Annotated in this window: 14 protein-coding genes; 7 read left to right on the top strand and 7 right to left on the bottom strand. The window is 34.8% G+C overall.

Annotation, left to right across the window (positions count from 1 at the left end):
• Positions 1-4 precede the first annotated feature (4 nt).
• The 5 genes from HS129_16325 (at position 5) to HS129_16305 (ending at position 4,482) form a co-directional block, all read left to right on the top strand.
• Positions 5-460: an SRPBCC domain-containing protein gene (locus tag HS129_16325; protein MBE7413602.1), complete on the top strand. Its 456-nt coding sequence runs from the start codon at positions 5-7 to the stop codon at positions 458-460.
• 52 nt (positions 461-512) lie between these two features.
• A complete protein-coding gene (locus HS129_16320; GenBank protein ID MBE7413601.1) occupies positions 513-872 on the top strand; it encodes a PLU-1-like domain protein in 360 nt (119 codons plus the stop codon).
• Positions 873-991: 119 nt separating this feature from the next.
• On the top strand, positions 992-2,410 hold the full coding sequence (locus HS129_16315; protein ID MBE7413600.1) for an MBOAT family protein: 1,419 nt from the start codon (positions 992-994) through the stop codon (positions 2,408-2,410).
• Entirely contained in the window at positions 2,385-3,455 is a 1,071-nt protein-coding gene (locus tag HS129_16310) for a DUF1574 family protein (protein ID MBE7413599.1), read from the top strand. The genes HS129_16315 and HS129_16310 overlap by 26 nt, the downstream gene beginning before the upstream one ends.
• Positions 3,442-4,482, top strand: a complete 1,041-nt coding sequence (locus HS129_16305) for a DUF1574 domain-containing protein (GenBank protein MBE7413598.1) — start codon at positions 3,442-3,444, stop codon at positions 4,480-4,482. The genes HS129_16310 and HS129_16305 overlap by 14 nt, the downstream gene beginning before the upstream one ends.
• Before the next feature lie 357 nt (positions 4,483-4,839).
• Here the strand turns inward: HS129_16305 and HS129_16300 are convergent, their stop codons facing one another.
• The 6 genes from HS129_16300 to HS129_16275 all read right to left on the bottom strand — a co-directional run bounded on the left by HS129_16300 (position 4,840) and on the right by HS129_16275 (position 10,069).
• On the bottom strand, positions 4,840-5,115 hold the full coding sequence (locus HS129_16300; GenBank protein MBE7413597.1) for a TIGR04454 family lipoprotein: 276 nt from the start codon (positions 5,113-5,115) through the stop codon (positions 4,840-4,842).
• Between the two features lie 63 nt (positions 5,116-5,178).
• Entirely contained in the window at positions 5,179-7,077 is a 1,899-nt protein-coding gene (locus HS129_16295; GenBank protein MBE7413596.1) for a cellulase family glycosylhydrolase, read from the bottom strand.
• Entirely contained in the window at positions 7,077-7,952 is an 876-nt protein-coding gene (locus HS129_16290; GenBank protein ID MBE7413595.1) for a patatin-like phospholipase family protein, read from the bottom strand. The genes HS129_16295 and HS129_16290 overlap by 1 nt, the downstream gene beginning before the upstream one ends.
• Positions 7,953-8,004: 52 nt before the next feature.
• A complete protein-coding gene (locus tag HS129_16285) occupies positions 8,005-8,703 on the bottom strand; it encodes a fructosamine kinase family protein (GenBank protein ID MBE7413594.1) in 699 nt (232 codons plus the stop codon).
• A gap of 116 nt (positions 8,704-8,819) precedes the next feature.
• Positions 8,820-9,341: a low molecular weight phosphotyrosine protein phosphatase gene (locus HS129_16280; protein ID MBE7413593.1), complete on the bottom strand. Its 522-nt coding sequence runs from the start codon at positions 9,339-9,341 to the stop codon at positions 8,820-8,822.
• Positions 9,311-10,069, bottom strand: a complete 759-nt coding sequence (locus tag HS129_16275) for an SDR family NAD(P)-dependent oxidoreductase (GenBank protein ID MBE7413592.1) — start codon at positions 10,067-10,069, stop codon at positions 9,311-9,313. Before HS129_16275 ends, HS129_16280 begins: the two co-directional genes overlap by 31 nt.
• A 169-nt stretch (positions 10,070-10,238) precedes the next feature.
• Between HS129_16275 and HS129_16270 the strand changes: the two genes are divergently transcribed.
• Positions 10,239-10,754 (top strand): hypothetical protein, encoded by a 516-nt coding sequence (locus HS129_16270; protein MBE7413591.1) that lies wholly within the window; start codon positions 10,239-10,241, stop codon positions 10,752-10,754.
• A 4-nt stretch (positions 10,755-10,758) separates the two neighbouring features.
• Here the strand turns inward: HS129_16270 and HS129_16265 are convergent, their stop codons facing one another.
• Entirely contained in the window at positions 10,759-11,667 is a 909-nt protein-coding gene (locus tag HS129_16265) for a hypothetical protein (GenBank protein MBE7413590.1), read from the bottom strand.
• 130 nt (positions 11,668-11,797) lie between these two features.
• Between HS129_16265 and HS129_16260 the strand changes: the two genes are divergently transcribed.
• Positions 11,798-13,090, top strand: coding sequence for an ATP-dependent 6-phosphofructokinase (locus HS129_16260; GenBank protein MBE7413589.1), 1,293 nt, complete (start codon positions 11,798-11,800; stop codon positions 13,088-13,090).
• Positions 13,091-13,309: the final 219 nt, after the last annotated feature.

The following is a 13,309-nucleotide window of genomic DNA, read 5'->3' as shown; positions in this document are numbered from 1 at the left end:
TTCTATGAATACGAGAGATTTAAAATTGACCTACTCTATCCCCTATCCAATTGACAGGGTTTGGAATGCCGTGACAGTAAACGAAGTTTTGGTTCAATGGCTTGCAGATAAAGTAACCGGTCGTCCGATACTCGGTGAAAAATTTTCATGGAGCTGGAAATTCGGAAATGAAGGAGAATATACAACAAATGGTATATACAAATCAATTGAGCCCGGAAAAAGTATTGAATTGAAGTGGTTGGATCACCCTGCGGGAGATATAGAATTGAAGCTAAACTTTATCCAAGATGGTGAAAACTCTAAGTTGGAGTTAATCAATTCCGGCTACCCCATTTTAGAAAAATTTGACAACTGGGTTTTGGGCGCAAAAGCCGGCTGGGACGATCAGGTAGAAAAACTAAAAGAATTTCTTGGGAAATGGAATGGAGTTGTTCCTCCTAAAAATAAGTTGAAAGTTTAAGCCATTTTAAAAACATGACATTGTAGTAATTTTTTTTAGGAAGGTATGAGCTTTGGACTTCCCGGAATTAGAACCATATTTTCAGCAATTGACTGACATAACAGATAATGTAGCGATTATTAATACTCACTACGAAAGAGACCATGATACAGATTTCAAGGACTTGGAGAATTTCTCTCAAGATATTTTTTCAAGACCGTGGGAAATGTCTGATGATAAATTTTATAATTTATTCACGAGTTATTTTACGTTTCATATAAAAATAATTGAAGAGATTATAAAGGAAGCAAGAGAAATCTTAAATCCTGAAAAGAGAGACTATTTGAAGAAATTAGTTTCCTATAAAAAAGAAGCAGATGATTGGTTTAGTGCGTTAAAGAAAAAAAGAAAATCTTCGATGATTGCAGTTTGATGTCCACTGTAGTGCATGAAGTTTTATCTTGGTGAAAAATTTCTAATCGTTTGACATATATCTCTTGTAATCTCGTATAGCCGGGTTTTTCTTTGCTATACGGGCATAATTTTTAAGCAATGATATTTAATTCATTAGATTTTCTGTTATTTTTCCCAATCGTATATTTTTTATATCTAAAAACAACCCATAAAGTTCAAAATCGCATGCTCCTTGTAGCCAGTTATTTTTTCTATGGCTATTGGGATGTGCGTTATTTAGTGCTACTTTTTGTATCGAGTGTAATTGATTATATTGCTTCTATTGGAATTGAAAATTCAAGTGATAATTTAAAGAGAAAAAAACTTTATCTTACCCTAAGCGTTTGTTCTAATCTTGGTATTTTAGGATTTTTCAAATACTACAATTTTTTTGTGGTTAGCGCAAAAGATGCGTTAGGCGGTCTTGGGTTTAGTGTAAACCCTGTTTTGTTGAATTACGCTTTGCCGCTTGGAATTTCATTTTATACTTTTCAAACAATGTCCTACACTATTGATGTTTACAGAGGAGAGTTGAAGCCTGTCAGAAATTTTTTTGACTTCGCTCTGTTCGTTTCATTTTTTCCTCAGCTTGTAGCAGGACCTATTGAAAGAGCGACAAGACTACTTCCGCAAGTGTTAAGCGAAAGAAAAATTAGTTATGACGAATTACAAAAAGGTGCTTTTCTTTGCTTACTCGGTTTTTTTAAAAAAGTATTTGTGGCAGACAATCTTTCGTTTATTGTAGATCCGATTTTTTCAAATAAAAGCGCCACTGGCTTTGAAGTGTTTATTGCTTGTTGGGCTTTCTTTTTTCAGATTTACGGAGATTTTTCAGGATACTCAGACATTGCCAGAGGGCTTTCTAAATTCATGGGGTTTGAGCTTATGAGAAATTTTAATCTACCGATGTTTTCTTCAAACATTGTTGACCTATGGAAGAGATGGCATATTTCTTTTATGACTTGGCTTAGAGATTACTTGTATTACTCTCTCGGTGGAAGTAAGGTCAGCGTATTTCGGCAACATGCAAACAATATCATTACTTTTTTTGTTTCGGGGCTTTGGCATGGTGCGAGTTGGCACTTTGTACTTTGGGGGCTTTATGGTGGTATTCTTACGAGTCTGTACAGAATCATGCAACCCTATATCCCCAAACTTGGGGGAGACAATATTCGATTCATAAAAAATGGTAAGCTCATCATAAAAATATTTTTTACGGTTGGTCTCTTTGCAATATCTGCGGTATTTTTTAGAGCGTCAGAGGTTTCGGTTTCATTTCTATTGTTAAAAAAATTATTCTTTGAGTTTGGGTTAATAGACCCTATATTGTTTGAGAAAGTATTAAAAATAATTTTCTTACTCGTGTTAATAGAGATTCACCAATACAGGACAAATGACGAATTTTCTATTTTTAAGCTAAGTACAGGTGTAAGAACTATAGCGTATCTTGCGATGTTTTATTCTATTTTGATTTTGGGGAATTTTAATAAAAATGAATTTATTTATTTCGTATTTTAAAAAAACTCCTGCACTGTATCTTGTGATACTTGTTGTAATCGCATTGGAAGTTAGCCTTCACTTTATCCCCAACCTTTACTATATCGATAGTGGTGGAGCATTTTTTACTACATACAAAAGAAAGATCGCTGAAAATAAAAATGAAAGTTTTGATTTTGTAATGTATGGAGACAGTCGATCTCTTTCTATTTTTGGTAAGAAAAAAAGCGAGAAAACTTTATATTCCATGTACAATTTTAGCCTTCCCGCAGCAGGTCCGAGGTATTTTAAATTCTATTTGAAAAAATATTTAGACAACCATCCAAAGCCAAAGATGGTAATATGGGCTGCCGATCCAGAACAGTTTCAGTTGTCTAAGGGATTGTCATTTCACACAGACAAGGCACTCTGGAGTCAATACAAGCACAGACTATTGAATTTATTTTCTATGAAAGAAAATTTTGAGCAATACAAAGGTGAAGAGCTTTTTTTTATTATGAAGGAATCTATTCCTGAGCTGTTATTATCCGTAAAATATAGAGAAGGAATAGAAAAGTTTTTTTCCGGATTGAAGCTACATAAGTTCAACAATATTCAACCTCCGAATGTGGAGAGAAATAAAATTATTGAAACAATGGTGAGTAAGACAAACGGACAAATCAACCTCGGGACATTTTTTCTTGCACCGGAAGATGCCTCTTCTCTTGAAAATATGAAGCCATATATTGCAGCGATGCAGAAAACAGAATTCAATATAGACCCACTCAAGGAATTTTTAGAGTATTGCAATAAGGAAGAACTTCCTGTTGTAGTTCTTGAAATTCCTCATGCAATAGGGCTAAACTCAACCCCATTTTATAAGTCAGTGTATAACGCTATTCATGAGGAAGTTGCAAAAACTCCAAAAGCAATCTATTTGCGATTTCCTGAAAATGACTATCCATACAATTTATTTTCTGAGTCTATTCATTACAATACTAAAGGGGAAAAGAAAGTAAACGAGGAATTTGACTTGTATGTATATCCAAAAATTTTAGAGTTTGTGAAAAAGCATGAGAAAAAATAAATTTTTACTGTATCCGATTTTTTTATTCACGATAATTTTTTTATTTGATAAAATATTTTTTTTAGAAGAAGTGAAGTCTTATTTAAAGACAGATTTTACCTATATCTATTACGAAACAAAAAAGACATTACTACAAAACCTTGTTAAGGAAAATTCAAGTAGAAAGAAAAAACTCATGATTGTACTTGGATCGTCAAGGCTTTTGTACTTTGATGCGAAAGACCTTTCTGACTTTTATCCTGATTGGGATATTTATAATTTTTCTTCTGCGGTGACTACACCTGCTTACTACTTATTCTATTTAGAAAAAATTTTAGAAAACGGAATCCGGCCAGATCTGATCTTGCTCGAAACAGACCCAAACCAATTTAACGAAAACTCAAAAGTTTTTCGTGGTTCCAATCTTACCTATAGTTTTGATCTTCCCTTTGTATTCAAATACGCAACCGCTTTCGGTAAAGATAATTTGAGTTTTTATCTTGGAAAGACTTTTTTTGGAGTTAGTAAAAATAAACCCTATTTGAATGTTGCATTAAAAAGATTAAGTGATCCGAGGTTTATTGCAGTAGCAGAGATGGGTAAAACTACCAAGAAATTTTTATTGGACAACAAAGGAAATGCACTTTCTCCAATCGAAAACTATGTCGAAAAAGATTTTGGAATTTTGGAAGCTACAAGCCAAAGGACTATTGATTGGCTTTTTTCAAATTATCGAGATTCTAAAATGCAATACTACTTTTTTGAAGAAATCCTAAGAAAGATTGCAAGCGAGAAAATTCCATTGCTAATCGTATGGCCTCAAAGTTCGATTCCGATGCAACAAAAATTGAAAAGCTCAAAATTTGTTACTAATTGGGAAGAGAAAACAAAGAAACTAACTTCTACATACAATTTTGAAATTTTAGATATGGACAACACCAAGGAATACTATTGCAATAGCTTTGCAGATGGCGGGCATATATCAAAAGATTGCTACCACCCGTTTATGAGATTCGTGATGTACAACTATTTCAAAAAGTACAATTGATCTATCTTGCGGGTACGCCAATTATTTATCGTAAACTCAATAGTCTCAATTGCTTTTTGTTCTATTAGTCTATTTGCTGAAGAAGAGTCAAAGCCACTTTTGAGAATATTTCCGATTTATCGTATTGAAGAATGTGAGTGGGCAATTCGGTTTGATATTTGTTTAAAGTGTATCCGTAAAAAGGAAAGATACGCTCAAAAAATATACTTCTTAAAAGAAAAAATTTATAGGGTGCACGGCTGTTATACTGACTCAAAAGGTTTTTATGTATTAGAGTAATTCTATTTGAAAAAAATTAAAAAACCTGAAACTGCTTTTGACAGCTTCAGGCTCTTTAAATTAATCTCTAAATAGAAATTATTTTTTACACGCTTGCAATGCAGCAATATTTGTAGCTTTTGATAAGCAATCTAAGTCGTATTTGCCGGACATACATTCTTTTTGAATTGTAGGAAGAAGTGTAGCTTTCATCATAGACACTTTTTCAGCTTCTTCAGGTTTCAATTCCTTAGATAGATTTTCGAATAGTTTATTTACGATAGGCTCGCATTCTGCAGAGCTTACAGAACTACCTTTGCAATTCATTGTCAAAACAAAGCCAACTACTACGATTAAAAATAAAATTTTTTTCATAAGTGATTTATCCTCTAAATAGTTTTTGAATACTAATTTTTATTCAGCCTTATGATTGAAAAGTCATTTTTCTGGAAGAATTGTGATTCCATATAGCTCAATTCCTTTTGTTCCTTTGAAGTAGAGCAAATTGTCGGTTTTTGAATAGGAAAAACTGCCGGAATTTACGAGAACTTTAAAACCATTTTTATAGTGGATTGGAGGCAGGTAAATAGTACACTGCCCTTCTTCTTTTGGATTCACCTTGAATGAATATTTAAAAAGGCTTTTCTCTATTTCAAACAAAATCGACAAAGGCTCACCGTTTGTTTTTATCGGGTACGGCCTTGAAAAAGCTCTTACCCCTCTTCCTCCATCCGGGTCAACATGCACAGGAGTATCCATCGAGTAGATGGATAAGTCCTCTTCGTTCCACCTATCCCCAAGACTGTGGGTATTATCAGGGGTATAATTCCAAAGAGTGACATTGACAAGATTTTTTTCGACAGCGTATAGGATTTCGTCTAACGCCTTTTCGTGCATAGAATAGTCTTTATTCGTATATCCGATTCGATTGTTCAGATCCATGGGAATTCCTGTTTCTCCGATTACGGTTGGACAATTCATCATCGAATTTTTCGACATATCTTTTATCATCTTGATTGTATCGGCATAGATTTCTTTCGTTTTATTTTTTCCAAAAACAATTTTCTCTTTAAAATTATGGATTCCGAACCAATCAAAATATTTTTTTGTAAAAAGAAGTACAACATTGTACCAATGGGTTGCATTCACAACAGAAGCATGGCTCGGTTTGTAACTTTCCGACCAATTTAATTCTAATTTACTCGGATCGCTCTCTATAAAAATAAAAAATCCTTTTTGAGATTTCTGAATAGAAGTTTTATACTTTTGAATAAAAGGTTTCATAAAGTCATTAAAGAACTCAAGTTTTTTTCCTCGAACTTTGTAAAAGTAATCTGGTTTCAAAAGCATGGGGGCTCCATTCGGATCTAACTCCCAAACTCCGTGTTTTTTCCAAACACAGCCAAATTTTTCTTTCCATATAGAAATTTTCTTAGGGTTTAAGACAACTTTTTTAAACGGAATACTTAGATTTCCGAAGAAAAGTCGATTGTGTACGTTAGACGATATTCCTTCAGACATATACATTTCCTGAAATGGGGTTGAGCCGATTAGACTTCCAAAACCGATTCCTTCAAACTCTCCCAAATTTTTTCTTGCAATAAAACCCGGATGAGGCTCGTTCAAAGAGTCAAACCCAACAACATGTTTAAATCGAGACAATTTTTTTGCAAGTCGGGATATAGCTGCGATGAAGTGGTCTTGGAGATAGTCTTGAATATTTTTTCCTTCGATTTTACAATTTGGTGCAAACACTTTGCCACCAAAAAAGAGAGAAAACATTGTAGCGGTTGGATACTTCTGGTAGTTGAGAGGCCATACCATCTTTTTGTATTTACTACCCATTTCGTGGTGAACAATAGTAGTATCAGAATTTCTAAATTTAGAAATATCCATTCCGACAGATTCCAATGTCCAACCGGGTGCGCCATCTCCACCGGTAAATCTGGACCAAACGTCTTGATGCGGGTCTATAAATAAATAAAATCCATACTTCCCTGCAAGCTCTACCATTCTTACAATATAGTTTAAATAGGCTTCGTCGTATTTTCCTGGTGCTTTGTGCTCGATTGCTTCCCAAGTCACAAGAAATCGTAAAAAATTAAAACCCCATTTCTTTAGTCTTCTAAAGTGCTCATCGGCTTCTTCTTCTAAAACCGGTCTTCCTATGAAAGAAACGTCTCTATGGTTATCAAAACTTTGGCTTTGATCGTAATGAGTTGTTCCATCAGGTGTAGTGGGAACTTTGGCACTGCCTGAAAAATTTACTCCTCTTAAAAATATGATATTTCCTTTTGGGTCGGTAAAAAAACCATTTTTTGAAGTTAGCCTATCCATTATAATTTTCCGAGTTGTTCTTTTGCGTCTTCGTATCCTCTTTGAATCAAATAATCTGCTTGAACAAGACTAAAGTTTAAGATACTTTTCATCCCCAATGAATTTTTTGGTCCTACAGAACGAATTCTAATATCAGGTCTTGATTTAAAAAAATCTAACATATTGCTAAAGGCTCCATTTTTTTTGATAGAGCTTTTATCATAACTTAAGTCGGAACGAATAGTTTGATAAGAGCCAATCAAAGATAATTCAAAAACTCTCTCCAATGCTTCGACCCTTGATTTAGGAATATTCATCTGAACACCACCTACAGGAGATAGAAGTACTACAATTATATCTTTTGCTTCTCTTTCGATTGCGGGAAGCAATGGAGTGTTTGCCATAAGACCCCCGTCCCAGTGAGGTCTTCCATCTACATATTGCCAAGGAAAGAATAATGGGATCGCAGAAGAAGCCATTACGTGCTCTATGTCTATGTCTTTGTTCCCAAAAAAAACAAGCTCGGAAGTTAAAATATTTACTGCTGTAATGATAATTTCTTGTTTATTTTTTCTTAGATTTCTAAAATCCAATTCTTGATACATTAGATTTTTCAGTGGTGTAGTATCTGCCAGTGGAGAAAATCTGCGAAAAAATATATCCAATATGTTGTGCCATATCGAATACTGTAAAACTTTTCCGACTTCAATAGACTTCCACAGTTCAATTAATTTTTTATAGTCCATACCGCAACCAATTGCAGTTGCATTGATCGCTCCTACAGAAGTTCCACAAATAACATCCGGTATAAAATTATTCTCTTCTAAATATTTATAAACTCCGGCTTGGTATGCGCCTCTTGCTCCCCCACCCGACAATATTAATGCTTTTTTCATATTTTTAATTTCTAATTTCTTTCAATGAAGTTTTCTTACAATACTATTTTGGTTACAAATAGCGCCTAACCGCATGTTTTAGTGATTCCAAATAACTCCCTCCGAACAATCGTAAATGAACAAGTAGTGGATATATCTGCCAAAAAAGAAGTCTCTCTGAAAATCCTTCTTCTATTCCTAATTTTTTTGAAATAGGATGAATCCAGTTTGTGGGAACTCCACCAAATAAATGCGCCATAGCAAAATCTTGTTCCGGGTGACCGTAGGAAACCGAAGGATCGATCAGGAATACTTTATTGTTTTTGTTTTGTAAAAAATTTCCTGACCATAAATCACCTTGGATGAGCCGTGGAGTAGTTTCCCCAAGCCCCCACTCAATAGATTTTTTTTCTATTAAAGAAAGAATGCTCTTTTTAAAAGCAAAGTCTATCCAATCTTTTTCTGAGCCCATAAAGAGAAGAGGTTCTATTCTATCTTGCAAAAAATAAGAAGTAAAATCCCTGTGAATAGAATTTTTTTGTAAGAGATTACCTACATAATTATTCATCTTCCAGCCCCAGTATTCTCCTTGGCAGGAATACACTGGAAGTAGAGTCTCGTATATTGAGTCTGAATCTTGTAATGGAATATTTTCTATGTATTCCAATACAATAAAGTATTCTCCTCTATCCGAAATAGTTCCAAAGGCTTTTGGGACGTTAGGCGTTTTGCTTCGTAAGACGTTCAGCCCGTCTAACTCCGATTCTCCCATGTCTTGGGAAATAACTTTTTTTATACTATATTCTTTATTCTTTATTTTTACTTTTTGCAGTATAGAAAATTTATCGAATACTTGGATTTCTTCTTTTGGGATATTTGAAAAATCTTTTACCTATTTGATAATTCTTTGAACTCTTTCAGTATCCAATTTAAAAATCCTTCAGATGACCTGCTCACAATATCTTGAACTTCTTCAAATCCGTCTATTCCTCCGTAATACGGGTCTGGTACGTCAGGCGAGCCACTCACTCCTTCATCAAACTTTCTGAATTTTATTACTTTTTTTTGGTGGAGAGTATTTTTTGTTTTAGCGATTACATCATTGTAATTTGAATCGTCCATCACAAGAATAAAATCAAAATAGTCAAAATCTTTTAAATCAAATTTCCTACACCTGTGGTCTAATTGTATCCCTCTTTTTCTTGAAACTTCCCTCGTAGTCGAGTGAGGGAGTTCTCCAATATGATAACCGGCTGTCCCGCAAGAGTCGATTTCAAACATGTGCTCTAAATTTTTCGATTTAATCAAATGCTTAAACGCCCCTTCTGCTGCGGGAGACCGACAAATATTTCCAAGACATACAAATAAAATTTTTTTCTTCATTTTGTTGAGACCCTCGACCAAATCCATTCAGGAATATTTCTCATTGCAAATCCTACCATAGCCCAAGGAAACCAAGGAATAGTTGACGATTTCTTTTTCTTTAAAATCGCACTCGCAATCAGTGAAGAGCCTTTTTCTACCGAAATCTCGAAGGCTCGTTTTTTGTTTTTAATCGGAGTGTCTATAAATCCCGGATGAATACAGCACACATGGATCCCATAGCGCCTAACTTCCCCTCTAAGTGATTCAAGATATGTAGAAAGCCCAGCTTTTGAAGAAGAGTAAGCAGCACTCCCCGGCAACCCTCTAAAACCGGCAACAGATGAAATTCCGACTATCGTCCCTTTTTTTCGTGGTTTAAAAAAACTTAAACCCGCATCAATAGTGGCAATTGCCCCCAATAAATTTGTTTCTATTACTTTTCTATTGTCTTCGAACTTGCCGATTCCTGATTCTTTAGAGCCGGCGATCCCTGAATTTGCAATGAGAATCTCAGTAGAATTAGAAAGCCTTCTGTCTAAAGAAGTGATCACTTTTTCTACACTATCATATTGCATAACGTCTAATTTGGCAGTTTCGACTAAAATTTCAGGGAATTGTGTATGAATCTTTGATTTTATTTTGTCTAATTTATCAATATTTCTTGCGGCCAGTCCCAAGTTGTATCCGAGCTTGGCAAATTCCCACGCAAGACCTTCGCCGATCCCACTGCTCGCTCCGGTAATAATTACGGATTTTGTATCGATATTTTTCATTATCCCTGTATTCATTTTATAAAAAACCCCGTTTTAAGGTTTTTGCAGTAGCGTCATAAATCCATTTTCAAAATACAAATTTATCTTGACCTGAAAAGATAAACTAATAATTATTTTTTAACTTTAAAAAATGAATAAAAATATTTTTAATATAAACATCTCAAAGTATATGCAGCAAATATCTTACACTACCCTGTGTCTTATTTTTTTTAGTTATTGTCTTGGAGATAAAAAAAAGACTTCTCTTGCCTATATAGACCCAAACCCTCCTTCTCCGATGGAAAAAATTGCAGAGACTCTTTCTAAAAATTACAACCAAAATCCTCCTTTGAAACTAATTGTAGTCTCTTTTACTTTCACAAACGGCCAACCACACAAATTAGGGAAAATTATCGCCGAAAAGGTGACGACCGAATTAGTCAAAAAAGGGAGTATGAAAATTTTAGACAGACTAATGTATGAAAAAATACTCCAAGATAATAAAGTTTCCATAAATGGAGCTATGGATATTTCTGTTGTAAAAAAAATCGGTGAAATATTGAAGTTAGACGCTATCGTAACAGGGATGATTAGCTACAGCGGTCAAGGAATTGATATCAATTGCAGAATGATTGATGCAAAAACAGGAATTATTTTGAGTGCAGAAGAAACTTTTTACGTGCCGGGTCCAGATGAAGGAATTTAGAAAGTTACGGCTTGATAAATTCAGGTAAATACCACTTCATCCCAAGCCTTCCCTGATACTCATACTTCCAGAGAGTATCAACATCACCTATGTTTGTATTTTGATACACCGGAAGTTGAAAAGTACCTTCAAGAATCATATTTCTTGTAGCTAAGGAAAAACCCGGATTAACATACATAGACTTTGCCTTACCATTTACGGTTAATTCCTGCTTTAAAAAAGCTAATGTCCTATCATCTAATTTTTGTAAACCGGACAATCCTAAGAAGAAATTAAAACTGGAGTTCTCAAAATGCTTGAATAGATTGTTGGCTAACCTATAAGAAAATGTTAGTCCTGTACCAAGAGACTCTGCTGCGACGTGACCGGACTCTCTTCCCATAAGTCGAATAGAAAGATCAAAATTCAATCCCATGTTTTTCTTTAGTACCATAAACACTGCACCCGGTCTCGTATTCACGAGAGGAGATGAGTTGTTTTGCCAAAGTGCCGGCATTCTAGAATAAAGGTCTTTCTTCATTAAATCGCCTGAATTCATTTGATTGTTTTCATAACTTGCAATCTTCCAGCTTGTAGAGCCGGACACATAATCAGAAATAGTAAATACATTTTGTGAAAGCCCTAAGAAAGGAAAATCAGACGATGCACTTAAAGGAGGCATTTGTTGGTAGTTGAGCCTATTTAACTCTGGAACTAAAGCTGCCTCAGCAGGAAATTTGAAAGGGATAGAGATTGCGTAAAAATTTGGATCCTTTTCCTCAATCCTATACGATGGAGCTAATAACGAAAAATTAAAATACGGATCTTTAAAAAATCCAACATCATGGAATGCTATGTCTTGGGAATTCGTCACAGACCAAGCTGTCAGAAAACCTACACAAAGTATGACTTTTTTAAAAATAGATGTTTTCAATTTCCATTATCCTAAAGATTTCTGCTCCAAAAAGACATTATTATTATATTCACAAAAAAAAATCTACTAAAAAATCAGTTTACATTTATAGTTATCTTTGTGAGTTTGAGACTGAAAAGAAGGGGATTTGATGAAATATACTATTGAGAACCTGGGCGAATGTAAGATTCCTAACCCGGCAGGGTATGAGTTTTACACAAAAGAAAATGCGTCTGTAATTTTTCGAGCAGTTTATGAATCTCCTGATGAAGAAGCTCAGTTTGCAAAAGATCCTGTTTTTTTTGAACAATCCGGCCCTTACGAAAAAATTTTTTTTGACCCAAAAATGGTAACGGCAGGGGTTGTTACCTGTGGCGGGCTTTGTCCGGGTATCAATAACGTAATCCAAGGTTTAGTCATGGAACTGCACTATAGATACGGAGTGCAAAGAATTCTTGGATTTCAATACGGGTATGAAGGTTTAGTGAAAAAATACGGGCACAAACCCATAGAGCTAACTCCTGAATTAGTGGCTCGCGTAAATAAAGAAGGAGGTTCTTTTCTGTCTTCCTCGAGGGGAAATCAAAATGTAGAAGATATGGTTGATTTTCTTTCTCTTTACGGTGTGAAAATTTTATTTTGTATCGGTGGAGATGGTACTCTCAGAGGAGCACAGGCAATCCACGAAGAAATTAAAAAAAGAAATGAAGCAATCTCAGTAATCGGAATTCCAAAAACAATCGACAACGACATAAACATGATTCAGAAAACTTTTGGTTTTTCTACTGCATTTTCTAAAGCAATTGATGCAATCGACTCTGCACACGTGGAAGCCAAAGGTGCACCCAATGGAATCGGTCTTGTCAAACTCATGGGACGACATTCGGGCTTTATCGCAGTCAATGCGGCACTCGCTTCCAGAGATGTGAATTTTGTTTTAATTCCTGAAAAAGATTTTGACTTGGAAGGAGAAGGTGCATTTTTTTCTGTACTCAAAGACCGAATTTTAAAAAGAGGTCATGCAGTAATTGTAACCGCAGAGGGCGCAGGGCAGAAGTTTTTTGAAGGCTCTACAGGAACAGACGCTTCAGGAAATAAAAAATTAAACGACATCGGAATTTTTCTAAAAGAAGAAATATCTAAATATTTTAAAAAAGAAAATATCCCAATCAATTTAAAATATATCGATCCAAGTTATATCATAAGAAGCATTCCTGCCAATTCAGAAGACTCCGTTTTCTGTGGATTTTTAGCACAAAATGCAGTTCACGCAGGAATGGCAGGAAAAACAGGAATGGTAGTAGGAATATGGAATAACGTATTTACAAATCTACCGATTCATGTTGCCACGAGTGAAAGAAAAGTACTCTATCCTGAAAGAAGTACTCTATGGAGGGCTACACTTGCAAATACAGGTCAACCCGATTCCATGAAGGCAAGATAGTTTTTTAAAAAAGAATCATTCAGTTGAACTCAGTTAATAGTTTTATGACGCTACTGCAAAAACCCCTTTCAGGGCTTTTTACAACGCTAGAAAATGGAGCTTTTATTGGCTTTTTGAACAATTGCTTTTTCAAAAAACGACTTTTTGCAGGTACGCCATTTAAAATCATTTTTCTGGGCGATTAAAAATCTACCTAAATTATTTTCCATATATTTTATT

The sequence above is a fragment of the Leptospiraceae bacterium genome (genome assembly GCA_015075105.1).
Lineage (GTDB): Bacteria > Spirochaetota > Leptospiria > Leptospirales > Leptospiraceae > JABWCC01.
The sequence above is the reverse complement of the archived record's forward strand: the minus strand, read 5'-3'. Positions and strand labels throughout refer to the sequence as shown.